This window comes from Actibacterium sp. EMB200-NS6, from assembly GCF_001305615.1.
Taxonomy (GTDB): Bacteria; Pseudomonadota; Alphaproteobacteria; order Rhodobacterales; family Rhodobacteraceae; genus Actibacterium_A; species Actibacterium_A naphthalenivorans.
Map to the genome: position 1 here is coordinate 268,787 of NZ_CP010869.1, position 23,895 is coordinate 292,681.

25 protein-coding genes and 1 tRNA gene are annotated in these 23,895 nt (G+C 64.9%); 22 read left to right on the forward strand and 4 right to left on the reverse strand.

Going from position 1 to position 23,895, the window contains the following annotated elements:
- Positions 1-15 precede the first annotated feature (15 nt).
- Positions 16-942 (forward strand): sugar phosphate isomerase/epimerase, encoded by a 927-nt coding sequence (locus tag TQ29_RS01270; RefSeq protein ID WP_054537715.1) that lies wholly within the window; start codon positions 16-18, stop codon positions 940-942.
- Positions 939-2,378 carry an alkaline phosphatase family protein gene (locus TQ29_RS01275; RefSeq protein ID WP_054537716.1) on the forward strand — a complete coding sequence of 480 codons (1,440 nt, stop codon included), beginning with the start codon at positions 939-941 and terminating at the stop codon, positions 2,376-2,378. Before TQ29_RS01270 ends, TQ29_RS01275 begins: the two co-directional genes overlap by 4 nt.
- Here the strand turns inward: TQ29_RS01275 and TQ29_RS01280 are convergent.
- A complete protein-coding gene (locus tag TQ29_RS01280; protein WP_235974405.1) occupies positions 2,375-3,679 on the reverse strand; it encodes a mechanosensitive ion channel family protein in 1,305 nt (434 codons plus the stop codon). The two genes, TQ29_RS01275 and TQ29_RS01280, sit on opposite strands and share 4 nt — an antisense overlap.
- A 265-nt stretch (positions 3,680-3,944) precedes the next feature.
- On the opposite strand from TQ29_RS01280, the gene leuC reads away from it, so the two are divergent.
- The 10 genes from leuC (at position 3,945) to TQ29_RS01330 (ending at position 13,474) form a co-directional block, all read left to right on the forward strand.
- Positions 3,945-5,351: a 3-isopropylmalate dehydratase large subunit gene (leuC, locus tag TQ29_RS01285; RefSeq protein WP_054537718.1), complete on the forward strand. Its 1,407-nt coding sequence runs from the start codon at positions 3,945-3,947 to the stop codon at positions 5,349-5,351.
- A gap of 39 nt (positions 5,352-5,390) precedes the next feature.
- Entirely contained in the window at positions 5,391-5,903 is a 513-nt protein-coding gene (locus TQ29_RS01290) for an HdeD family acid-resistance protein (RefSeq protein ID WP_054537719.1), read from the forward strand.
- Between the two features lie 49 nt (positions 5,904-5,952).
- On the forward strand, positions 5,953-6,558 hold the full coding sequence (gene leuD / locus TQ29_RS01295; RefSeq protein WP_054537720.1) for a 3-isopropylmalate dehydratase small subunit: 606 nt from the start codon (positions 5,953-5,955) through the stop codon (positions 6,556-6,558).
- 254 nt (positions 6,559-6,812) lie between these two features.
- Positions 6,813-7,658, forward strand: coding sequence for a hypothetical protein (locus tag TQ29_RS01300; RefSeq protein WP_054537721.1), 846 nt, complete (start codon positions 6,813-6,815; stop codon positions 7,656-7,658).
- Between the two features lie 38 nt (positions 7,659-7,696).
- Complete coding sequence (locus tag TQ29_RS01305) at positions 7,697-8,725, forward strand: endonuclease/exonuclease/phosphatase family protein (protein ID WP_235974404.1); 1,029 nt, start codon at positions 7,697-7,699, stop codon at positions 8,723-8,725.
- Between the two features lie 85 nt (positions 8,726-8,810).
- Positions 8,811-9,917, forward strand: coding sequence for a 3-isopropylmalate dehydrogenase (gene leuB / locus TQ29_RS01310; RefSeq protein ID WP_054537722.1), 1,107 nt, complete (start codon positions 8,811-8,813; stop codon positions 9,915-9,917).
- A 135-nt stretch (positions 9,918-10,052) separates the two neighbouring features.
- Complete coding sequence (locus tag TQ29_RS01315) at positions 10,053-11,018, forward strand: DMT family transporter (RefSeq protein WP_037206883.1); 966 nt, start codon at positions 10,053-10,055, stop codon at positions 11,016-11,018.
- A gap of 61 nt (positions 11,019-11,079) precedes the next feature.
- A tRNA-Pro gene (locus TQ29_RS01320) sits at positions 11,080-11,156 on the forward strand.
- An 82-nt stretch (positions 11,157-11,238) separates the two neighbouring features.
- Entirely contained in the window at positions 11,239-12,375 is a 1,137-nt protein-coding gene (locus TQ29_RS01325) for a capsular biosynthesis protein (protein ID WP_054537723.1), read from the forward strand.
- Between the two features lie 76 nt (positions 12,376-12,451).
- Positions 12,452-13,474, forward strand: coding sequence for an aspartate-semialdehyde dehydrogenase (locus TQ29_RS01330; RefSeq protein ID WP_054537724.1), 1,023 nt, complete (start codon positions 12,452-12,454; stop codon positions 13,472-13,474).
- A gap of 62 nt (positions 13,475-13,536) precedes the next feature.
- Here TQ29_RS01330 and TQ29_RS01335 read toward each other — a convergent pair whose 3' ends face one another.
- Positions 13,537-14,187 carry a carbonic anhydrase gene (locus TQ29_RS01335; protein ID WP_054540272.1) on the reverse strand — a complete coding sequence of 217 codons (651 nt, stop codon included), beginning with the start codon at positions 14,185-14,187 and terminating at the stop codon, positions 13,537-13,539.
- 190 nt (positions 14,188-14,377) lie between these two features.
- On the opposite strand from TQ29_RS01335, the gene TQ29_RS01340 reads away from it, so the two are divergent.
- From TQ29_RS01340 to TQ29_RS01350, 3 genes are all read left to right on the forward strand, one after another.
- Positions 14,378-14,716 (forward strand): hypothetical protein, encoded by a 339-nt coding sequence (locus TQ29_RS01340; protein ID WP_052071316.1) that lies wholly within the window; start codon positions 14,378-14,380, stop codon positions 14,714-14,716.
- A 65-nt stretch (positions 14,717-14,781) separates the two neighbouring features.
- A complete protein-coding gene (locus TQ29_RS01345) occupies positions 14,782-16,167 on the forward strand; it encodes a M17 family metallopeptidase (protein ID WP_054537725.1) in 1,386 nt (461 codons plus the stop codon).
- A complete protein-coding gene (locus TQ29_RS01350; protein ID WP_054537726.1) occupies positions 16,164-16,997 on the forward strand; it encodes an NlpC/P60 family protein in 834 nt (277 codons plus the stop codon). Before TQ29_RS01345 ends, TQ29_RS01350 begins: the two co-directional genes overlap by 4 nt.
- On the opposite strand, the gene TQ29_RS01355 is transcribed toward TQ29_RS01350, so the two are convergent.
- Positions 16,994-17,338: a DUF2794 domain-containing protein gene (locus TQ29_RS01355; RefSeq protein ID WP_054540273.1), complete on the reverse strand. Its 345-nt coding sequence runs from the start codon at positions 17,336-17,338 to the stop codon at positions 16,994-16,996. The two genes, TQ29_RS01350 and TQ29_RS01355, sit on opposite strands and share 4 nt — an antisense overlap.
- A 254-nt stretch (positions 17,339-17,592) precedes the next feature.
- Positions 17,593-18,210, reverse strand: coding sequence for a TetR/AcrR family transcriptional regulator (locus tag TQ29_RS01360; protein WP_054537727.1), 618 nt, complete (start codon positions 18,208-18,210; stop codon positions 17,593-17,595).
- 150 nt (positions 18,211-18,360) lie between these two features.
- Here TQ29_RS01360 and mbfA point away from each other — a divergent pair, with 150 nt between their 5' ends.
- The 7 genes from mbfA to TQ29_RS01395 all read left to right on the forward strand — a co-directional run bounded on the left by mbfA (position 18,361) and on the right by TQ29_RS01395 (position 23,895).
- On the forward strand, positions 18,361-19,338 hold the full coding sequence (gene mbfA / locus TQ29_RS01365) for an iron exporter MbfA (RefSeq protein WP_037206858.1): 978 nt from the start codon (positions 18,361-18,363) through the stop codon (positions 19,336-19,338).
- 79 nt (positions 19,339-19,417) lie between these two features.
- Positions 19,418-20,251 carry an S-formylglutathione hydrolase gene (fghA, locus tag TQ29_RS01370; protein ID WP_054537728.1) on the forward strand — a complete coding sequence of 278 codons (834 nt, stop codon included), beginning with the start codon at positions 19,418-19,420 and terminating at the stop codon, positions 20,249-20,251.
- A gap of 88 nt (positions 20,252-20,339) precedes the next feature.
- Positions 20,340-21,017 (forward strand): class I SAM-dependent methyltransferase, encoded by a 678-nt coding sequence (locus tag TQ29_RS01375; RefSeq protein WP_054537729.1) that lies wholly within the window; start codon positions 20,340-20,342, stop codon positions 21,015-21,017.
- Between the two features lie 25 nt (positions 21,018-21,042).
- Positions 21,043-21,498 carry a YaiI/YqxD family protein gene (locus TQ29_RS01380; protein WP_054537730.1) on the forward strand — a complete coding sequence of 152 codons (456 nt, stop codon included), beginning with the start codon at positions 21,043-21,045 and terminating at the stop codon, positions 21,496-21,498.
- A complete protein-coding gene (locus TQ29_RS01385; protein ID WP_054537731.1) occupies positions 21,495-22,118 on the forward strand; it encodes an HAD family phosphatase in 624 nt (207 codons plus the stop codon). The genes TQ29_RS01380 and TQ29_RS01385 overlap by 4 nt, the downstream gene beginning before the upstream one ends.
- Entirely contained in the window at positions 22,115-23,035 is a 921-nt protein-coding gene (locus tag TQ29_RS01390) for an ornithine cyclodeaminase family protein (RefSeq protein WP_054537732.1), read from the forward strand. Before TQ29_RS01385 ends, TQ29_RS01390 begins: the two co-directional genes overlap by 4 nt.
- Complete coding sequence (locus tag TQ29_RS01395; protein WP_054540274.1) at positions 23,032-23,895, forward strand: alpha/beta fold hydrolase; 864 nt, start codon at positions 23,032-23,034, stop codon at positions 23,893-23,895. Before TQ29_RS01390 ends, TQ29_RS01395 begins: the two co-directional genes overlap by 4 nt.

Genomic DNA, 23,895 nt, shown 5'->3' on the forward strand with positions numbered 1-23,895 from the left:
CCTGGAGAACAGAGCATGACAGACCGTATCATCGCAACAGGCTTCAACACCGGCGGGGCCGAGGGCGATCTGACGCGCCTCCCCGCGCGCCTGGCGCATATGGAGGAGATCGGCTGTACCGGGGCCGAAATCACCGCTGTCGGGCTTGACGCCGTCATCGCCTGCCGTCTGATCCCCGACCGGGTGGCGGCGCTGCGGCAGATCATGGCGGCGCATGATCTGGCCTATTCCATGCACGCGCCCATCGCCATCAACCTGATGGACGAGGATCACGCGGGGCTGATGCAGCGCGCCGCGATCGTATCGCTGGAACTCGCGGCGGAGGTCGGCGCGAAAGCCGTCGTCATCCATCCCGGCCGGGTGCATCCGAAGGATTGGGTGGATTGCCAGGCGCAGCTTTACCAGTTCGAGCTGGAACAGCTTGGCCCCGTGGCCGACCGCGCCGCCGCACTGGGCGTGCAGATCGCGTATGAGAATATCTCTCCCAACCGGCGGGTGATCGCGGGCGAGGAGACCTCCTATTCGCTGGACCCGAGATTGCTTGCGCAACAGCTTGACCGGCTGAACCATGATGCGGTGATGGCCTGTCTCGACATCAGCCATGCGCAGCAGGGCGCGGTGCTCTGGGGGTTCGATATGATCGGCGCCTGCGCCGCGCTGGCCCCGTGGATCGGGCATATCCATTTTTCCGACAGCACCGGCCTGCCGTCCACCTTTCCCTGGACTCATGAGGGCGAGCGGCATTTCTTCGGCGTGGGCGACATGCACGCGCCGGCTGGTTTTGGCGCGGTCGATTTCGAGGCGCTGGCGGCGCGGCTTCCGGTGCGGCAGGGCACCCGCGTGGTGATCGAGATCAAGCGCAATTTCCTGGCCCATGCCGAGGCGCAGACGCTGCGCGCCGCGCAGGGTTTCAGCCAGATCGTGAACGAGGTTCAGGCATGAGCGCCGCCGACAAGATCGTCATCATCGTCTTCGATGGCCTGCGCCCCGACATGATCGCCGGAAGGATGCCGCGGCTGGAGGCGTTCGCGGCGGAAAACCTGTGGTTCCGCGAGGCGCGTTCGGTCTTTCCGTCGGTCACGCGGGTGGCGACGACCAGCACCGCCACCGGGGCATGGCCGGGCCGGCACGGCATCATCAACAATGCCTTTCACATGCCCGGCCTGTTGCCCGGCGCGCCGATCGACACGTCGGATTTCGCGCATCTGGCGCTGATGCGCGAACGGCTGGACGCGATCGTCACAACGCAGAGCCTGGGCCAGGCGCTGGCCGCGCAGGGCAAGCGGATGGGGGCGGTGCATTGCGGTTCGGCCGGGGCGGCGTTTCTGATCAACCACGATGTGGCGCGCAATGGCCACTGGACCTTTTCGGTGCATGGCGAGGCCGCGACCCAGACACCCGAAGCCGTGGCGCGCGGCATTGCGCTGTGTGGCGGTCTGCCGGCGATGGATGTGCCGAAATTCGACGTGGTTGATTACGCCGGGCGTGTGCTCCGAGGCTTGGCGCTGGGAGAGGATCAACCGGATGTGTCGCTGGTCTGGCTGCCCGAGCCCGATACCTCGTTCCACTATTGCCAGATCGGTTCCGAGCAGTCGCGCGCGGTGATGGCGGCAGCCGATGCGGTGTTCGGCATGCTGGTGGATCACATCCGCTCCGGCCCGGGCGGCGCGCGCACGGCGATCATCGCCATGTCGGATCACGGCCAGATCAGCACCACCAAAGAGGTCGATCTGGGCGCGCAGATGAACGCGGCGGGCCTGCCCGCCCATCACCGGCCTGACAAGGACACCCGCATCGCGATCACCCGTGGCAACATGGGCGAGCTGCGGATGCTGAGCGATGATCCGGCCCTGCCCGGCGCGGCGGCGCAATGGCTGATGGGATCGGATGATATCGGCATGGTGTTCGCCCGCGACGATCTTGCCAGTGCCATCCCGGGCGCGCTGCCGATGTCTTTGGTGCATCACACCCATGAACGCTGTCCCGAGCTTTACTACGTCATGCGCTCGGACGAGGGCGCGGACGCCCACGGCTTGCCCGGCAGGGGCGCCTATACCGCCGGCGTGCCGCTGGGCGGCGGGATGCATGGCGGTTTGAACCGGCATGAGATGAACACGGTTCTGATCTGCGACGTGCCCGACGGGCGCCGCGGCGCTGTTGACATGACGCCGGCCGGGCTGATCGACATCGCGCCGACGGTCCTGTCGCTGCTGGGCGTGGGGTATCAGGCCGATGGCCGCGTGCTGCCGCTGTTTACGCCCGAGGCCGAAGCCGCCACCGACGATGTGGCGGATGCGGCCAGCGGGGCGTTCGCGCAGCGGCTGCACCGCAGGGCGATCGGCGGGCGGGTGTATCTGGATCGGGGCGGCCGGGTCTAATCGGGCGCGGCGGTGGTGTGCAGGCGGCTGCCCTCCAGCACCTTCACCTCGCGCTGCGGGAAGGGGATGGAGATGCCGTGCTCCTTGAACGCGTCCCAAAGCGCCAGATAGACGGCGCCGCGCACATTGGTCAGGCCGCCGGTGGGGTCGGTGATCCAGAACCGCAGGATGTAATCGACCGAGCTGTCGCCGAAGCCCACGATATGGCACACCGGCGGGCGGGAGTTCAGAACCCGGCCCACGCTTTGCGCGGCCTCGATCGCGATCGCGCGCACCTTGTGGGGGTCGTCGGAATAGGCGGTGCCGAAATAGATATCCAGCCGCACGAAATCATTGGTGTGCGACCAGTTGACCACCTGGCTGGTGATCAGATCCTCGTTCGGGATCAGGTATTCCTTGCCGTCCCGCGTCACCACCGACACGTAGCGCGCACCCAGAGAGTTGATCCAGCCGAACGTGTCGCCAAGGCTGATGACGTCACCGGGCTTGATTGACTTGTCGAGGAGGATGATCACCCCCGACACGAGGTTCGACACGACTTTCTGCAGGCCGAAGCCAAGCCCGACGCCGATCGCGCCCGACAGTACCGCCAGCCCCGTCAGGTCGAACCCGACCGCCTTGAGCCCGATGAAGAAGGCCGCGCCGTAGAGCGTGACCTGAAGCAGCTTCACCGCCAGCACCCGCATCGAGGGCGAGATATCCTCGTTGGTCTGGATCCGCGCCGAGGTGGTCTGCGAGATCAGCCGCGCGAGGGTGAAGAGGATTCCGGTGACGACCAGCGCCTTCAGCACCGCCAGTGCCGACAGGCGGAAATCGCCAAAGGCGATGGCGAACCCGTCAAGGAAGCTGCCGACCTCTTCGGTCAGGCCGAGGAAATAGAGGGTGACATAGATCCACAGGCCCCACGTCACCATCCGGCGCAAAAAGCGGTTTCGCACCAGCCGCGCGGCAAGGCCGACGAACAGCCAGGCGGTGGCAAGCGTTGCCGCGAGCCCGATCAGATAGCTGCGCGAGGGCCAGGTGACCTCGCGCATGAACCACACGGTGCACCAGGCCAGCGCGACGAAGAGGATCAGCCGCAGCCGTTTGTGCAGCACCAGCAGCGTGCGCAGGCGCCATTTCGGCCAGCCCTCGAGCGTGCGCATCCTGTCGCGCAGGCGGGGGCCGAGAACCCAGGTGGCAATCTGGGCCACAAGGAACAGGCCAAGGATGATGCCGATCTGATAGAGCCGCCAGCCGGGCGTTGTCAGGCTTAGCCCGAAATTCCGGGCCTGAGAGAAGAGGGACTCCAACTGATCCATCTGTGATACCGTATACGTCCCCAAATCCATCGGCCCGGAAACGTAACATGCACCGGCGCAAACAGCGCGGCAAGTGTGCGCCCTTGATAGACTCGGGCCGAAGGAGTATCTGAGCGCTCATGAAACGGATTTTCGATATGGACGATCGCGCGCGGCTGCCCTGGCGGTTCTTCGGTGCGACGCTGACGGTGCGTGCGGGCCTATGAGGCCGGCACCCGTTTCCGTTTTCACTGATCACTGACAAATTCCGCGGGAGAGGACCATCATGACCGCCCCGAAGACACTCTATGACAAAATCTGGGATGCCCATCTGGCCCATGAGGCCGAGGATGGCACTTGCCTTCTGTATATCGACCGCCATCTGGTGCACGAAGTGACCAGCCCGCAGGCCTTTGAAGGTCTGCGGATGGCGGGCCGCACGGTGCACGCGCCGGACAAGACGATCGCCGTGCCCGATCACAACGTGCCCACCACGCTGGACCGTGTGAACGGCATCTCCAACCCCGAAAGCCGCATTCAGGTCGAGGCGCTCGACAAGAACGCCAAGGATTTCGGCATCAACTATTACCCCGTGGATGACGTGCGCCAGGGCATCGTGCATATCGTCGGCCCCGAACAGGGCTGGACCTTGCCGGGCATGACCGTGGTCTGCGGCGACAGCCACACCGCCACCCATGGCGCGTTCGGCGCGCTGGCCCATGGCATCGGCACGTCAGAGGTGGAGCATGTGCTGGCCACCCAGACGCTGATCCAGAAGAAATCGAAGAACATGAAGGTCGAGATCACCGGCAAGCTGCGCCCCGGTGTCACCGCCAAGGATATCACCCTGGCGGTGATCGGTGAAACCGGCACCGCCGGCGGCACCGGCTATGTCATCGAGTATTGCGGCGAGGCGATCCGTGACCTTTCGATGGAAGGCCGCATGACCGTGTGCAACATGGCGATCGAGGGCGGCGCCCGCGCCGGCCTGATCGCGCCCGACGAAAAGACCTTCGAATACGTGAAGGGCCGCCCGCATGCGCCGAAAGGCGCCCAGTGGGAGGCCGCGCTGGCCTGGTGGAAGACGCTCTACACCGACGAAGGCGCGCATTTCGACAAGGTGCTCACGATCAGGGGCGAGGATATCGCGCCGGTCGTCACCTGGGGCACCTCGCCCGAGGATGTTCTGCCGATCTCCGGAACCGTGCCCGCGCCAGAGGATTTCACCGGCGGCAAGGTCGAGGCGGCCAAGCGTTCGCTCGAATACATGGGCCTGACCCCCGGCATGCCGCTGACCGATATCAAGATCGACACCGTGTTCATCGGGTCCTGCACCAATGGCCGGATCGAGGATCTGCGCGCCGCGGCCGCGATCCTGAAGGGCAAGAAGATCAAGGACGGGATGCGCGCGATGGTCGTGCCCGGCTCGGGTCTTGTGCGCGCGCAGGCCGAGGAAGAGGGTCTGGCGCAGATCTTCATCGACGCGGGCTTCGAATGGCGCCTTGCGGGCTGTTCGATGTGCCTGGCGATGAACCCCGATCAGTTGCAGCCGGGCGAGCGCTGCGCGGCCACGTCCAACCGCAACTTCGAAGGGCGGCAGGGCCGCGGCGGCCGGACCCATCTGCTGAGCCCCGCCATGGCGGCGGCAGCGGCGATCACGGGACACCTGACCGATGTGCGGGAAGTGATGTAAGCTGTCACGGAATCTCAATCGCGGAAATTGGATACTCTGATGAAGATCTGGCTCATTTGGCTGCTTTTCGGCATTCTGCTCATCGCGGGCGGCGTTCTCGCCCTCGCAAACCCTTTCGCGGCAACGCTTGCCGTGGATATCCTGGTGGGCGCGCTGTTCGTGCTGAGCGGCATCGTGCAGCTGCTTGTCGCGTTTCGCTCCGACGCGGGTGACGGGCGGGTCTGGACCGGGCTTGTCGGGCTGCTTGCCTTGCTGCTGGGCATCTCGCTGCTCTTCAACCCGGTGGCGGGGGCGATCTCTCTGACGCTTGTTCTCGGTATCCTGCTTCTGGTGATGGGGATCTTCCGGCTGTTCCTGGCCTGGATGATGAGAGACACACCGGTTTTCTGGCTGCTGCTGCTTTCCGGCGCGGTGACCTTTCTGATCGGTGTGCTGATCTTCTCGGATGTCCAGGCGGCGGGAACCCAGCTTTTGGGTATCCTGCTTGGGATTGACCTGATCGCTGACGGGCTGGGCTTTATCGCCTTCGGCCTGATCGCCCGAAAATTGTGAATGACCCGATGCGGCACGGGCCGATGCCCGCCGCAGAAACGGAGACAAAATGGACAAGTTCGAAAAACTCACCGGCGTTGCCGCGCCCCTGCCGCTGATCAATGTCGATACCGACATGCTGATCCCCAAGCAGTTTCTGAAAACGATCAAGCGCACCGGGCTCGGTGTGAATCTGTTCGACGAAATGCGCTATGACGACGACCGCAACGAAATCCCCGATTTCGTGCTGAACAAACCCGCCTATCGCAACGCGGAAATCCTGGTGAGTGGCGATAATTTCGGCTGCGGTTCCAGCCGCGAACACGCGCCCTGGGCCTTGCTTGATTTCGGCATCCGCTGCGTCATCGCGACCAGTTTCGCCGATATCTTCTACAACAACTGTTTCAAGAACGGCATTCTGCCGATCGCGCTGCCGCAGGAGCAGGTCGATATCCTGATGAAGGACGCCGAGAAGGGCGAGAATGCCCGGATGACGGTCGATCTGGACGCGCAGACCATCACCACCTCGGACGGAGAGGTTTTCACCTTCGACGTGGATCCGTTCCGCAGGCATTGCCTTATGAACGGACTGGACGATATCGGTCTGACCTTGGAAAAGGCGGCCGCGATCGAAAGCTTCGAGGCCACAATGCAAACCCAGCGGCCTTGGGTCTGAAATCGGCGCATATACAACATCTTGGGTCGCCATCTATGGCGGCCCTTTTCATTTCGTGAAATGATGCAAAGCTGCGACAGTTTCTCCACGAAATTGCCAGAAAAGATTCGTTAATATTAACAATGTCTTGCTGACTTCAGTGAAAGTAGGCAAAAATTGGGCAAATTTGAGGCAGCCCGCCACAATGTGCGGGGACCACACGGAACAAGGGCGCGGCATCGTACCGGGTCTGGCCAGGTTGGGGAACGAGAGCAGTGATCGGACAATGGGCAGGGGCCGTTGCGCGTGCATTCGCCGTGGTGTTATTCATCGCGACGCCCTCTCTCGTATTGCCTTCGGTTTCCTCCGACGCGGCCCAGATCGTCGCACTCGTCGCCATTTTCGCCGGGGCGCTGACGCTGTTCGAATATTCCGCCACCTATCCCGGTATCGTCGAGTTCCGCGATGCGCCGCCCTTCAACCGGGTGCGTTTCTTGTCGATGTTCGTGACTGTCGCGCTGCTGTCGCTGATCTGCCGCGGCCAGACCGAACAGACAACGCTGACGGAATTCGTGCGCGCCATCGGCTATCTGATCGGCCATGTGCTCGATTTCCCCTACAGCCCGGTGCGGCTGATCGTGATGATGCTGCCCGAAGGGGCCGACCCGGCCCATCTGATGCTGGTCCGCATGGCGGCGGGGATGGCCTATCTCATCTCGATCATGGCGCTGGCGATCCTGTGGATCGTCATTCGCATCAATCGCTGGCCCGTCCGCAGCGGATCGTTCAATGTCTGGGTCAACCTGCCCACCTTCGATCCGACCGCCGGCGGCGATGTGGTGGCCCGCCTGACCCGCGACGCCCGTTTCAATGTTGCCTTGGGCTTTCTCATGCCGTTTCTCTTTCCGGCGCTTGTCACGGCCTATTCGATCTTTTTCGAGCCGGTCACACTGGAAAACCATCAAACCCTGATCTGGACGGTGTCTGCATGGGCCCTTCTTCCCGCCAGCCTCTTCATGCGCGGCATTGCCCTGCAGCGGATCGTGCAGCTGATCCGCGAACAGCGCCGCCGGGCCGATCTCGAAGGTCAGGAGCAAGAGCCCGCCTTGCAGCCGGCCTGATCGCCTGTCTTCTGGCCGTGCCCTTGTGGGCAGAGCCGTTGCGGATTGCCACCTACAACACCGAATTGTCACGCAAGGGGCCGGGCCTGTTGCTGCGCGATATCCTGTCGGGCAAGGACGAACAGGTTTCAGCCGTGCTGCAGGTTATCGTGCGGACGGACCCTGATATCGTGCTGTTGCAGGGGATCGACTATGATCATGGCGGGGTCACGCTGGCGGCACTGGCGGGCGCCCTGTCCCGCGCCGGGGCCGATTATCCGTTCCGCTTTGCGCTGCGGCCCAATTCCGGGCAGCGCACCGGATTGGATCATGACGGCGATGGACGCACCGACGGCGCGCGCGATGCCCAGGGTTTTGGCCGCTATCCGGGGCAGGGGGGCATGGCGGTGCTGTCGCGCTATCCGGTCGAAACGGGTGGCGTGCGCGATTTCTCGGGGTTGCTCTGGGCCGATCTGCCGGGGGCGGAACTGCCGCGGGCAGACGGCACGCTGTTTCCCGGCGCGGCGCTCTACGCGGTTCAACGCCTCTCGTCGGTCGGGCACTGGGACGTGCCGGTGCGGGTTGGTGAACGGACCCTGCATCTGCTGGCGTTTCACGCCACGCCGCCGGTCTTTGACGGGCCGGAAGACCGCAACGGCCTGCGCAATCGCGACGAGCTGCGCCTCTGGGCGCGGTATCTGGATGGCGCGCTGCCCGGCGCCCCCCCGCCGGGGCGCGGGTTCGTCGTGTTGGGCGATGCCAATCTTGACCCGGCCGATGGCGACGGGCGGAGCGCGGCGATGGCCGCTTTTCTGTCTGATCCGCGTCTGCAGGACCCGGTACCGCGCAGTGCCGGCGGTGCGGCGGCGGCGAATGCCGCGCATCAGGGCGACCCGGCGCTGGACACCGCCGACTGGGACGACGCCGGGCCGGGCAATCTGCGGGTCGATTATGTGCTGCCCTCGGCGGATCTGACGGTTGCGGGGGCGGGTGTGTTCTGGCCCGCGCCGGGCGCGGAAGGGCATGAAGCGGCGCTTGCCGCCTCGCGCCACCGTCTTGTCTGGGTCGATCTGGCGCCGGGGGGCTGAGGCGGGCGCGCGGCCCATCCGTCTTGACCCCTCCTGACCAACCCGATAGGCGATGGCAACCCCTTGAAGTGAGGAAAACAAGACGATGAGCAACCCTTCCCTTCTCATCCTGCCCGGTGATGGTATCGGCCCCGAAGTCATGGCCGAGGTGCGCAAGATCATCGGCTGGTTCGACGCGCGGCGCGGCCTGAAGTTTGATGTCAGCGAGGATCTTGTGGGCGGCGCCGCCTATGACGTGCACGGCACCCCCCTGACCGACGAGACGATGGCGAAGGCGCAAGAGGCCGACGCGGTGCTTCTGGGGGCCGTGGGCGGCCCGAAGTACGACAGTCTTGATTTCAGCGTGAAGCCCGAGCGCGGGCTGCTGCGCCTGCGTAAGGAGATGGACCTTTACGCCAACCTGCGCCCGGCGCAGTGTTTCGACGCGCTGGCCGATTTCTCTTCGCTGAAAAAGGACATCGTCGCCGGGCTCGACATCATGATCGTGCGCGAGCTGACCAGCGGTATCTATTTCGGCGAGCCGCGCGGGATCATCAAGGAAGGCAACGAGCGTGTGGGCATCAACACCCAGCGCTACACCGAGAGCGAGATCGCGCGGGTGGCGCGGTCGGCGTTCGAGCTGGCCCGCAAGCGTGGCAACAAGGTCTGCTCGATGGAAAAGGCCAATGTGATGGAAAGCGGCATCCTGTGGCGCGACGTGGTGCAGGAGGTGCATGACGCGGAATACCCCGATGTCGAGTTGAGCCACATGTATGCCGACGCCGGCGCGATGCAGCTTGTCCGCGCGCCCAAGCAGTTTGACGTGATCGTCACCGATAACCTGTTCGGCGATCTGCTGTCGGACGCCGCCGCGATGCTGACCGGCAGCCTGGGGATGCTGCCCTCTGCCAGCCTCGGCGCGCCGATGGCGAACGGCCGCCCCAAGGCGCTCTACGAGCCGGTGCATGGCTCGGCCCCCGACATTGCCGGCCAGGGCAAGGCCAACCCCTGTGCCTGTATCCTGAGCTTCGCCATGGCGCTGCGCTATTCCTTCGATCAGGGCGAAGAGGCGACGCGGCTGGAGCGGGCGGTGGAAATGGTGCTGGCCGATGGCGTGCGCACCGCCGACCTGATGCAGGCCGGCGATACCGCCCCCGCCAGCACGTCGGACATGGGCGATGCGGTGATCGCGGCGCTGGACGCCTCTTTGTAGGTCAGAGCGGGCAAATCGCCGGCGGCGCGGAACTTTCTGCGCCGCGGCGCGTATTTTCACGCACGGTGCAGGGTGGCCGCCTTGCGCCGTTTGCGTTTCCGCCTACCGTGTTACAGGCAAAAAACAGGAATGCCCATGCCAGCCGCAAACCCGTCGAACACCCGTGGTGCACTTGTCTCACTTCTGGCATTTGCCGTATTTTCCAGCCACGACGTGATCGTAAAGCTGCTGGGCGCGCAATATTCGGCGTTCCAGATCGTGTTCTTTTCGGTCCTGTTCGGGTTTCCCATCGTCACAATCATGCTGATCCGCGACCGGACCGACGGCAACCTGCAGCCGCGCCGCCCGTGGTGGACAGCGCTGCGCACCGCATCGGCGGTGATCGGTTCGCTTTCCGTCTTCTATGCCTTCTCGACCCTGCCGCTGGCAGAGACTTATGCAATCCTCTTCGCCGCGCCGCTGATGATCACGTTGCTGGCGATTCCCATTCTGGGTGAAACGGTCGGCTGGCGTCGCGGCGGGGCCATCGTGGTGGGGCTGATCGGGGTCATGGTGGTGTTGCAGCCGGGCTCCACCCCCCTGACCGCCGGTCATCTGGCGGCCCTGTCGGCGGCGATGTTTTCGGCGCTGGGCTCGGTCATCGTGCGCAAGATCGGCAACGAAGAGCGCAGCGTCGTGCTGCTGCTTTATCCGATGGTGGCGAATTTCCTGGTGATGGCCTGTATCCTGCCCTTCGTCTATGTGCCGGTGGAACTGGTCGATCTGGGTGGATTCGGGGTGATGGCCCTGCTGGTTTTCCTGGCGACGCTTCTGCAGATCACGGCCTATCGCGCGGGAAGCGCCGTGGTGGTGGCGCCGATGCAATATTCCCAGATCATCTGGGCGGTGATCTTCGGGGCGCTGTTCTTTTCGGAATATCCGGACATGAACACCGCCATCGGCGCGGCGATCGTGATCTGCAGCGGCATCTACATCGTGTTCCGCGAAGACACCGGCGCGACCTCCGAGAACTCGCCGGTTCTGAACACCCGCAGCCGCTTTGCCAGCGGCCCGTTGCCGCGGGTCCGCGCATTGCAGAAGCTGTGGCGCAAACCGGTTTGAGCCTGACTGCGCGCGGGGGCTTGTCAAACCGCGCGAGGGGGTATAACTCGCCCGTCACGGTCGGGCTGTAGCGCAGCCTGGTAGCGCACCTGCTTCGGGAGCAGGGGGTCGGAGGTTCGAATCCTCTCAGCCCGACCAATCTTCCCCGCCAGATCTCTTTGAATCCGGCGCGGCCCGCCGCTAGGGTGGCCGCGCTGAACGCATCGCCGGGGCATGTTTCATGATCGCCTATCTTGCCGGATGGACAAGAAAGAAAGACAGCATCTTCGCCGCCATCGCGGATGCCGCGGGGGGGGGTGTACGCCTGCCGTTCATCGGCCTGTCGTTCCGGCCTTTCCCGGAAAGTGCCCGGCGCGCGCGGGCGGCGCTGGCCGTGGCCAAGCGCCAGCCCAAAGGCGGGCTGGGCAGGGCGTTGAAATTCGGCCTGATCTGGGCGCAATACAACTGGTCGCGGCGCTATTTCACCCGGCACAAAGATCGGGTCGCCGTCTGCTGGAACGGTCTGACCGGATCGCGCCGGGCTTTCATGGAGGGTGCGCGTGATGCCGGCGCGGCGCGGCTGTTTGTCGAGCTTGCGCCGTTTCCGGATCGCGTCACCATCGATCCGTCGGGGGTGAATGGGCAGAACAGCCTGCCGCGCGAACCGGCGTTCTATCTGAACTGGATGGCGCAGGATCCGGCCCGGCAGGGCGCCGCCTGGCGCGCGCTTGGCGCGAACCTGACCGCGCGCGCCTCGCGCCGCGCCGATGTGGGGCAGGGGGACGGTTCGGCGCTCGAGGGGGCGGGCCGGTTTCTGTTCTGCCCGCTGCAGGTGCCCAACGACAGCCAGATCACCCTGTTCGCCGGCTGGGTCGGCAGCGTGGAGAGGATGCTGGGCGCCCTGGCTACGGCTGCCGCTGCCCTGCCCGAAGGGTGGCATATTCGCGTCAAGGAGCATCCCTCCGCCCGCAGTTCGCTGGCCGAGCCGCTGGCCGCTGCGGTGGCCCGTGCCGGGGGCCGTATCGTGGTGGACAACCAGACCGACACCTTCGCGCAGGTGGCAGCGTCGGACGGGGTGATCACCATCAATTCCTCGGTCGGGCTGCAGGCGTTTTTCCATGACAAGCCGGTGATCACGCTGGGCGAAGCGTTTTTCGCCATTCCCGGGCTGGTGACGCCGGTGGGGGATGCGGCGGAGCTTTCGCGGGTTCTGGCCGCGCCAGAGGCGCTGAGCTTCGATCCGGCGCTGCGCGGTGCGGTGATGACCTATCTCGACCATGTCTATTACCCCAAGACACAGCCTGACGGGGCCGGGGGCGTTACGGTGGATGCGATCGCGATCCGCCGCAAGCTGCGCGAGGCGGGGGCGGGCGAATAGCGGCGCCCCCCCTTTCGCCGCTGATCCGTTTGCGCTAAAGCTCCGCGCCGAGTCACAAGACCTTAGGAGAGCCAATATGGGCTACAGAGTCGCCGTTGTCGGTGCCACGGGTAACGTGGGCCGCGAAATGCTGAACATCCTGGCCGAGCGCCAGTTCCCGACCGACGAGATCGTGGCGCTTGCGTCGCGCAAATCGCTCGGCACCGAAGTCAGCTTTGGCGATACCACGCTCAAGACCAAGGATCTGGACACGTTCGATTTCAGCGGCTGGGATATCGCGCTGTTTGCCATCGGTTCCGACGCCACCAAGATCTATGCGCCCAGGGCGGCCAAGGCGGGCTGTGTCGTGATCGACAACAGCTCGCTCTATCGCTACGATCCCGCCGTGCCGCTGATCGTGCCCGAGGTGAACGCCGACGCGATCGAGGGGTATTCCCGCAAGAACATCATCGCCAACCCCAACTGCTCGACCGCGCAGATGGTGGTGGCGCTCAAGCCGCTGCATGACCGCGCCCGGATCAAGCGCGTGGTGGTGTCCACCTATCAGTCGGTTTCCGGCGCGGGCAAGGACGGCATGGACGAGCTGTGGGATCAGACCAAGGGCATGTATGTGCCGGGTCAGGAGAAAGAGCCCTCGAAATTCACAAAGCAGATCGCCTTCAACGTGATCCCGCATATCGACACCTTCCTGGAAGACGGCTCGACCAAGGAAGAGTGGAAGATGGTGGCCGAGACCAAGAAGATCATCGACACGTCGATCCTGGTCACTGCAACCTGTGTGCGGGTGCCGGTGTTCGTCGGACACTCCGAAGCGATCAACATCGAGTTCGAGGATTTCCTGGACGAAGACGAGGCGCGCGACATCCTGCGCGAGGCGCCCGGCGTGATGGTCGTCGATAAGCGCGAGGATGGCGGCTATATCACCCCGGTCGAATGCGTGGGCGATTTCGCGACGTTCATCAGCCGGATCCGCCAGGACAGCACCATCGACAACGGGCTGAACCTGTGGTGCGTCAGCGACAACCTGCGCAAGGGCGCCGCGCTGAACGCGGTTCAGATCGCCGAGGTTCTGGGCCAGCGCTGTCTGAAGAAGGGCTGATCCCGCCGTTCGCAATGAGTGAAGATCTCGAAAGGCGGCCCCCCGAGGCCGCCTTTTTCATGTCAGACCGGTACGAATTCGTCCTTGTCGGGCGCGTAGTAGAACAGCCCGCCGCCGCCGATATCGTGCCAGACGCCATGCAGGCTCAACTGATCGGCCTCGATCGCGTCTCTGACAAACGGGAAGGTCATCAGGTTTTTCAGCGAGGTCATGATCGCCTGATTCTCCAGCGCGCGCATCTGCTCGGCCGGGTCGGCGATGCCTTTTACCGCCTCGTATCCGGGGCGCAGAATGTCCATCCAGCGGCCGATGAAGCTGGTCTTTTCCTCAAGCTCCGGCGCATTGCCCGCGCACATGTCGTGGCAGCCCTGCACCCCGCCGCAGTTCGAATGGCCCATCACCACCAGATTGGTGACCTTCAGCACGCGCACGGCATATTCGACCGCGGCAGACGTGCCGTGATGATCCCCGTCGGGCTCGTAGGGGGGGACCAGATTGGCGATATTGCGATGGATGAAGAATTCGCCCTGATCGGCCCCGAAGATCGAGGTGACATGCACTCGGCTGTCGCAGCAGGAAATGACCATGGCGCGCGGACGCTGGCCCTCTTCGGCCAGACGGCGGTACCAGACCTTGTTTTCGGCATAGGAGGTTGCCTTCCAGCCCTGATAGCGCTGGATCAGATAAGAAGGCAGGGGGCGGGCGATTTTCATATCGGATGTATCGTTCGTCATGACTCTTTCTCTAGGGCGCATTTGAGGGAAATTCGAGCGATTTCTGCTCGTGGGCGCAACCCTTTTTTCAGGACGCTGGCGCAACCTGTCCGGGCCGTGGGGGCAGGGTTAGCGCGGAGGGTGTGCATTGGCGGGTGTGGTGATGTTGTGGCAGGAAGAACCTTTACGGATGGATCCGGAACGGCTCGCGCTGCTTTACGTGGAACTGGGCGAGGCGCGGGCGCAGGCCGCGGTGGCGCGGGCGATGGAAGATCTGGCGGTGACGCTGGAGCGGATGAAGGGCTATCTGCGCGCCGGGCGCAGTTCGGGCCTTGTGCAGGGGGCGCACCGGATCTGCGACATCGCCGATCCGCTGGGCCTGTCCAGCCTGTCGCGCGTTGCGGCCGATGTCGGCGAGGCCGCGGGGGCAGGCGACAAGGTGGCCCAGGCGGCGACGGTCGCCCGGCTGGAACGGGTCGCCGGGCGATCGCTGAAAATGGTGTGGGATCTGCAGGACATGTCGGGCTGATCCGGTCTTGCGGGCGGGGCCAATCCGGCTAGTCTGGCGCCATGTTTCCCAAACCGGAGCGTGCCATGCCGCCGACCTTTGCCCCGCCCACCGCGCCCTCGATCCCCGTTCATGTGGTGGCGGAGGACGGGCAGGAGGCGTTTCGCGCGGCCCTGCCCGCCGCCCATGCCAAGTGGCTGGAGCAGACGGGTTTCCGCGCCGGCCTTGGCGAGTTGCGGCTGTTGCCGGGCGAAGACGGGGCGATTGCCGGGGCGGTGGCGGGCTATGGCACGCCTGCGGCCCGTGCGCGCGGGCGGTTCCACCTTGCCGCCGCCGCCGCCGCTCTGCCCGAAGGTACCTATCACCTGCGCTGCGACCTGCCCGACGATACGCGGGCCGAAGAGGCGCTGGGCTGGTTGCTGTCGGGCTATGCCTTCGATCGCTATCGCGCGCAAAGCGGCGCCACAGCCGCGCTGAAGGCGCCGGCGGGCGTGGATGCGGCACGGCTGGAGGCGATCGCGGCCGGCGAGGTTCTGACCCGTGATCTGATCAATACGCCCGCCGCCGACATGGGCCCCGAGGCGCTGGAGGATGCGGTGTTCGCACTGGCCGCGCAGCACGGGGCCGAGGTCGGCGCGGTGCGCGGCGACGCGCTTCTGGCGCAGAATTTCCCGATGATCCACGCCGTGGGCCGCGCCGCCGCGCAGGCGCCGCGCCTGCTGGACATGCGCTGGGGCGATGCCGGCCCGCGCCTGACGCTGGTGGGCAAGGGCGTGTGTTTCGATACCGGCGGGCTGAACCTGAAACCGGCCTCTTCCATGGGTCTGATGAAAAAGGACATGGGCGGCGCGGCCACCGTTCTGGGCCTTGCGCATATGATCATGGCGCTGGGGTTGCCGCTGCGGCTGCGGGTGCTGATCCCGGCGGTCGAGAATTCCGTTTCGGGCGCGTCGTTCCGGCCGCAGGATATCCTGACCTCGCGCAAGGGGCTGACTGTCGAAATCAACAATACCGATGCCGAGGGGCGGCTGGTGCTGGCCGACGCGCTGGCCCTGGCCGATGAGGAGCAGAGCGATTGCATCATCTCGATGGCGACGCTGACCGGCGCGGCGCGGGTCGCGGTCGGGCCCGATATCGCGCCCTTTTACACAGGGTCGGATGATGCGGCGGATGCGATTGCCCGCGCTGCGGCGGCGGTGGCAGATCCGGTCTGGCGCATGCCGCTGCACGCGCCCTATGAGGCTATGATCGAACCGGGCATCGCCGATCTGGACAATGCCCCCAAGGGGGGATTCGCCGGCTCGATCACCGCCGCGCTGTTCCTGCGCCGGTTCGTGAGCGCCGCCCCCGCCTATCTGCATTTCGACATTTACGGCTGGCAGCCCACGGCGGCCCCGGCCCGGCCCAAGGGTGGCGTCGGCATGGGCGCCCGCGCGATCCTCGAGGCGCTGCCGGAGCTTCTGGCGCTATGAGTGACCGCCGCCTGATCCCGGCCAATGCCCGCGTCGCCGCCGCCGAGCTGGAGGGGCAGATCCAGGCGGAGCGCTATGCCGCCGGAGAGATCCGCCAGATCGGCGGCGTGCCGCTGAGCACGCTCTGGTCGGCGCCCGAATGCGGCCACCGCGACCGGCAGCTTTTGCCGGGCGAGCACTTCCGGGTGCTGGAGATCGTCGGGGGCTTCGCCTTTGGCATGGCGCAGAAGGATGGCTACGTGGGCTATCTGCGCGCGGCGGATCTGTGCGATGCGATCGACAGCACCCATTTCGTCTGCACGCCCGCCACCCATGCCTATCCGGCGCCGGATATGAAGCGGCTGGAGATCATGCCGCTGTCCTTCGGATCGCGGTTTCGCGTCGTTTCGGGGGCCGGGGGGTTTTTCGAGACCGAAGAGGGGTATTTCATCCCCAAGCCGCATCTGCGCCCGCTCAACCGCCCGTTTCAGGACGCGGCGACCATCGCCCAGCTGCATTTCGGCGCGCCCTATCTGTGGGGCGGCAATTCGATCTGGGGCATGGATTGCTCGGGTCTGATCCAGGCCGCGCTGCTGTTTTCCGGGTTGGCCTGCCCCGGCGATACCGATCTGCAAGAGGCCGCTCTGGGCCAGCCGCTGGATGATGGCACGCCGCCCCGGCGCGGCGATCTGTATTTCTGGAAGGGCCATGTGGCGATGGCGGTTGACGGTGAAACCCTGATCCATGCCAACGCGCATCACATGGCGGTGGCCTATGAGCCGATCGCCGAGGCAATCGCCCGCATCGCGGCGCAGGGCGATGGCGCGGTCACCTCGCGGCGGCGGCTTTAGTCCACCGCGCGGATCAGCTTTTTCTCGAGCCCGCGCAGGACCGTTTTCAAATCGTGCCCGCGTTTCAGAATCTGCCCGTCCATCCCGATCACGGCATACATTCCCTGCCGTCCGCGCAGCTTGGGCCGCTTTTCGATACGGTACAGCGGGTGTTCCGCGGTGCGCCGAAACACAGAGAACACGGCAACCTCGCGCAGGCAGGAAATGCCGTAGTCACGCCATTCGCCAGCGGCCACCATACGCCCGTAGAGCGACAGGATCATCCCAAGCTCCTGCCGGTCAAAGCTCACCTGTTCCGGTGCGCGGGGGGCGGGAAAGGGCGTGGGCGTCTGAATTGTCATGTGCAAAAACTGGACCCGTTTGCGCCGCAAATCAAGCATTGCCCCTGTTTTGCCCGGAAATCACCTTTGCTTTTCCGCGCGCCGACCCATTCGCTGCCCGGTTTGGCGGCGACAACGAAGCTGTAGCGAGAGAGCTACCCCGGCGGTGCGGAGTATCAGCCCCCACCCAGTCTGCACCGTCGGGGCCTATTTCGACGGAGAGACCCCTGCCAGCAATGGCGGGGGTCTTTTCGTCTGTCGGTGCCCCTGTGGGATCAGGCGCCGTAGCGCGCCATGAAGGTGGCCACGGCGCCGTCGATGACCCGGTTGATTTCTTCGCTGGTGAAGCGCCGGTTCATGCCGAATACCATTCGCAGGAACAGATCGGCCTTGCACAGCTCGCTGAACTGATCGGCGGCCAGCGGGATATCCTCGATCACAAGATCACCGCGCGCGACCGCCTGTGCCAGAAAGGCCGTGATATGGCTGTGCACATGGGCCGGACCCGAATCGTAGAAGGCACGGCCGAGTTCGGGGAATCGGTCACTTTCCGCCACGCAGATGCGGAACACGTTCTGCCCGAACTCGGACAGCGAAAAGCTCACCAGATGGTCGGCGGTGGCGCGCAGAACATCGGCCACGGGCGCCGAGGGGTCGATCGCCGACAGGGCGCGCTCTGCCTGGCGGTTGCATTCGGTTTTGGCCACTTCCAGGAACAAAAGGCGCTTGTCCGGGAAATAGCTGTAGAGTGTCGCCTTGGAAACCCGCGCCGCGCGGGCGATGTCATCAACGCTCGCGCCTTCGAACCCGTCGTTCAGAAAGACATCCCGCGCGCCTTCCAGAACCTGTTCGAACTTGCGGCCTTTCTTGATCTCACCGTCGATGGCGCTCATGCTGTCGTCCTTTCGTGCATACAACCTTAAACCGAGCTGTTCAGTTCCGGCAAGCTGCCCGTCGAGCCCACAGCCGGCGGACAATTTTTCGCATTGCGGCGCTGCGGTGTTTCAATATCTTAGAATTGTTCTAACAATTTGGATGGCAGCATGATTCCCGGTTTCACGCAGAGGCGGCGCTTTTCGGATCTCAGCGATCAGGAAATCCTCGCCCTGGCGATTGCATCGGAAGAAGACGATGCCAGCATCTACCGGACCTATGCCGAGCAGTTGCGCGAAGAGTTTCCCGACACGGCCATGGTGTTCGAGGATATGGCCAAAGAGGAAGACGCGCATCGCCGCCGCCTCATTTCCGTTCATGAACGGCGTTTCGGCTCGACCATTCCGCTGATCCGGCGCGAGCATGTGTCGGGCTTTTATGCCCGCCGTCCGGTCTGGCTGACACAGAACCTTGGCCTGGAGCGGATCCGGGAAGAGGCCGAGATGATGGAGCGTGACGCCGAACAGTTCTACCTTCGCGCCGCCGCGCAAAGCACCGACTCGGCCACGCGTGAGCTTCTGGGCGATCTGGCCGCGGCCGAGGCCGGCCATACGGCGCTGGCCGGCGGGGCCGTGAAAGCGCATCTTGATGAAGAGGCGCGTGACCGGGAAGGCCGCACCGCCCACCGGCAATTCGTGCTGACCTGGGTTCAGCCCGGGCTGGCGGGGCTGATGGACGGCTCCGTCTCGACCCTAGCGCCGATCTTCGCCACCGCATTCGCAACGCAGGATACCTGGACCACCTTTATCGTCGGGCTGGCCGCGTCGGTCGGCGCGGGCATCTCGATGGGCTTTACCGAGGCGGCGTCGGATGACGGGGCGATTTCCGGGCGCGGGTCGCCCTTGAAGCGGGGCATCGCCTCGGGGGTGATGACCGCTGTTGGCGGGCTGGGCCATGCGCTGCCCTATCTTATCCCGCATTTCTGGACGGCGACGATCATTTCCATGATCGTCGTGTTCGTCGAGCTGTGGGCGATTGCCTGGATCCAGAAGAAATACATGGACACGCCATTCTTCCGCGCCGCGTTTCAGGTTGTGCTGGGCGGGGCGCTCGTATTTGCCGCCGGGGTGCTGATCGGCAGCGGCTAGCCGCGCCCGCGGCGGTTCTGAGCCTTGCCCCATCCGCGCAGGCACGTTACCTCCTGAGGGCAGGCATCAGGAGGGCAAGATGTTCGAAACCGTTTCCGAAAACCGCTGTTTTGACGGTGTGCAGGGGGTCTATTCCCACGATTCCGATGTTTGCGGATGTAACATGACCTTCGGGCTGTTCCTGCCCGAAGAGGCGGCCGAGGGCCCGGTGCCTCTTTTGTGGTATCTGTCGGGGCTGACCTGCACCCATGAAAACGCCATGACCAAGTCCGGCGCCCAGGCCTGGGCGGCCGAACATGGCATCGCGCTGGCCTTCCCCGACACCTCGCCGCGCGGCGAAGGGGTGGCGGATGATGATGCCTATGATCTGGGGCAGGGCGCCGGGTTCTATGTGAACGCCGTTCAAGAGCCTTGGGCGCCGCATTACCGGATGTGGGATTACGTGGCCACTGAACTGCCGCGCCTGTTGTTCAACAATTTCGCGCTGGATGAAGAGCGGCAGGCGATCACCGGCCATTCCATGGGTGGGCACGGGGCGCTGACGCTGGCGATGAACCATCCGGGGCGCTATGCGTCTGTCTCGGCCTTCGCGCCGATCGCGCATCCCAGCATGTCGGACTGGGGGCGCAAGCAACTGACGGCCTATCTGGGCACGGATACCGATGCCTGGGCGCGCCATGACGCCACGCTGCTGATGCGGGAAGGCGGGTTTGCCGGGCCGGTGCTGATCGATCAGGGGGCCAGCGATCAGTTTCTCGACCTGCTGAAGCCAGAGGCGCTGGCCGCCGCCATCGCCGAGGTGCGCCAGCCGGGCACCTTCCGGATGCACGAGGGCTATGACCACAGCTATTTTTTCGTGTCCTCGTTCATGGAGGATCATGTGAGCTTCCACGCCGATGCGCTCTACCGGTAACGGCGAAATCGGCCGGTTGCGGGTTTCCGCCGGGGGTGCGGCATGCAAAGCTCGTGAATGAAATCGGACCGCTTCAACGGGAGAGACCATGAAAAAACGCCGCAGCCTGCATGAGATTTTCCTGTCGAACGGCGGCCCCGTCGTCAACAAGTGGCTTCACTATTTCGACATTTACGAAAAGCATTTCGCGCGTTTCGTCGGAACCGCCCCGACCATCCTGGAGATCGGCGTGTTCAAGGGTGGTTCGCTTTACATGTGGCAGGAATATTTCGGCGAGGGCACCCGGATTGTCGGCCTCGACATCAACCCGGAGTGCAAGCAATACGCGGGCGAGAATATCGAGGTGGTGATCGGCTCGCAGGATGATCCCGCGGTGCTGGATGACCTGCTGTCGCGCTATCAGTTCGATATCGTTCTGGATGATGGCAGCCACGTGATGGAACATCTGAACGCCTCGTTCGGCCTGATCTACGACAGGATATCGCCGGACGGGGTGTATATGCTCGAGGATCTGCACACCTGCTATCTGCCGCGCTGGGGTGGCGGGCTTAAACGCGAGGGATCGTTCATGGAAACGGTGAAGGACCGGATCGACGATCTGCACGCGACCTATTGCAAGGATCTGCCGGTGTCTGATTTCACCCGCTCCACCGCGTCGATCAACATCTACGATTCGATCGTGGCCTTTGAAAAACGGCCGCAGGGCGCGCGCCTGCACGTCAAGTCAGGGGCGATGGGCCTGCTGCCATCGGATTTCGCGCGCTGAGCGTGCCGGGCCGGGGGGCTGCGCGATGATCTATGTTGATGCCGATGCCTGCCCGGTGAAGGCCGAGGTTGAACGTGTGGCCAACCGTCACGGCGCCCGCGTCTTCATGGTGGCCAATGGCGGGCTGCGCCCGTCGCCCAACCCGCTGGTCGAAATGGTTTATGTGCCCGAAGGCCCCGACGTGGCCGATATGTGGATCGCCGATCGCGCGGGTCCGGGCGACGTGGTTGTCACCGGTGACATCCCGCTTGCCGCGAAATGCGTCGAGGCCGGAGCCCGCGTGCTGCGTCACAACGGCGAGGCGTTCACACCCGGCAACATCGGCAACCTGCTGGCCACGCGCGATCTGATGGCCGATCTGCGCGCGGCCGATCCTTTTCGCCAGGGCGGCGGGCGCGCCTTTACAAAGGCCGACCGCTCCCGTTTTCTCGACGCATTGGAGCGCGCGCTGCGGACCGCGCTGAAGGAGAAGAAGCCATGACCCCCGAGGCGGTGATTTTCGACATTGGCAACGTGCTGATCGAATGGCAGCCCGAACGCTATTACGACAGCGTCGTGGGCGAGGAACGCCGCCGCGCGATGTTCGCCGCCGTCGATCTGCACGGCATGAACGACCGGGTCGACAGGGGCGAGGATTTCACCGGCGTGATCTATGAAACCGCCGAAGCCTATCCCGAATTCCGCGACGAGATCCGCATGTGGCGTGACAAATGGATCGAACTGGCCCAGCCGGTGATCCCGCATTCGCTGCATCTGATGCGGGCGCTGCGGGGCAAGGGTGTGCCCGTCTTCGCGCTGACCAATTTCGGCATCGGCAGTTTCGATTATGCGGTGCCCTTCTATCCCTTCCTGAAGGATTTCGACCGGCACTATATTTCGGGCCATATGGGCGTCATCAAGCCCGATCCGAAGATCTACCAGATGGTCGAGCGCGATTGCGGCATCGCGCCCGACCGGCTGCTGTTCACCGACGACCGCGCCGACAACATCACCGCCGCCGCCGCGCGCGGCTGGCAGACCCATCTGTTCGAGGGGCCGCGGGGCTGGGCCGAGCGCCTTGTTCAGGCCGGCTTGCTGAGCGCGGAGGAAGCCGCGGCTTGAGCGCCACATTCATTCCCTTCGACGCCTGCGAGCCGTTGCTGGACTGGCACGCGCTGACCGATGCGCTCGCCGCCGCGCATGAGCTGCCGAGGGCGCGGATCGGCGATACCTTCCTGCTTCGTGATCCCGACACGCTGCTGTCTCGCTCCGCCTGGATCGAGGGGATGGGCATGGCGGTGAAAACCGCAACCGTGTTTCCCGGCAACCCCGCGCATGACCGGCCCGCCGTCAATGGCGCCGTCAGCCTGTTTTCCGACATCGACGGCACGCTGGAGGCGATCGTCGATTTCCATCTGGTGACGAAGTGGAAAACCGCGGGCGACAGCCTGCTTGCCGCCAGACGCCTGGCCCGGCCCAACAGCAAGGTGATCCTGATCATCGGTGCGGGCACGGTGGGCCATTCGCTTTACGAGGCCTATGCCAGCGCCTTTCCGGGCGCGCGGTTTCTGGTCTGGAACCGCAATGCCGCCGGGGCGGCCCGGATGGCGTCGGCCTTCCCCGATGTCGCCACCACCGATGATCTGGAGGCGGCGGTGCGGCAGGCCGATATCGTGACCTCTGCCACCATGGCGCAGGCGCCGCTGATCCGGGGCGAATGGCTGCGCCCCGGCCAGCATATCGACCTGATCGGCGCCTATCGCGCGGATATGCGCGAAGCCGACGACACCGCCCTCAGGCGCGCGAGGATCTTCGTTGACAGCCGCGATACCACGCTGAACCATATCGGCGAGCTGAAGACACCGCTGGAGCAGGGGGTGATCACCCGCGATGACATCATAGCCGATTTCTATGATCTGCCCTCGGGCCGTTTTGCCCGCCGCACGGAGGAGGAAATCACGCTCTTCAAGAACGGCGGCGGTGCGCATCTGGATCTGATGACCAGCCGTTATATCCTGAAGGAATGGGGGCGCGCGTGATCTGGCTGCTGCTTTTGCCGCTTGCGATCCTGGCGCTTTGGGCGGCGTCTGCCCTTGCCGAACGACGCCGTCGGCCCATGGATGACGCCGCCCGCGCCGATGCGCCTGGGCAGTTCGCGCGGCTTGCCTCGGGGGTGACCCACTACCGCTGGGACGGGCCGACACGCGGCCCGGTCGCGGTGTGCATCCACGGGCTGAGCACGGGGTGCCAGGGCTGGGATCCGGTGGCGGGCAACCTCGCCATGATGGGCTACCGCGTTCTGCGCTATGATCTTTACGGGCGCGGCCTGTCGGACCGGCCCGGGGGCGATCAGGATCGCGCGTTCTTCTTGACGCAGCTGCGCGAATTGCTGGCCGATCAGGGGCTGCGCGACGGGCTGATGCTGGTCGGCTATTCGATGGGCGGCAGCATCGCCGCCGCCTTTGCCGCCGAGGCGCCGGAAAAGGTGGACCGGATCATACTGCTGGCCCCCGCCGGGCTGGGCCACACGCCGGATCGCGGGGCGGAATTCTGCCGCAGGGTGCCGGTGCTGGGCGACTGGCTGTTCCGGTTGTTCGGCGCCCGGCAGGTGGCCGAGGCGCGCTTTCGCGGCTATCTGCCCGCCGTCCTGTCAAGCCGGCGCCACATGCTGACCGAAGATATGGCGCCCGAACACCGGATCATCGCGCAGCAGGGCATTCCGGTTCTGGCGATCTGGGGCGAACAGGATGCCGCCATCCCGCTGACCGCCGTCGGCCGGCTGGCGCAGATCAACCCCGCCGCCTGGCAGGTGGAACTGCCCGGTGCCACCCACGCGCTGCCGGTGACGCATCCGGGTGAAATCCATGCCGCGGTGCAGGAGTTTCTTCGCGAGCTCTGA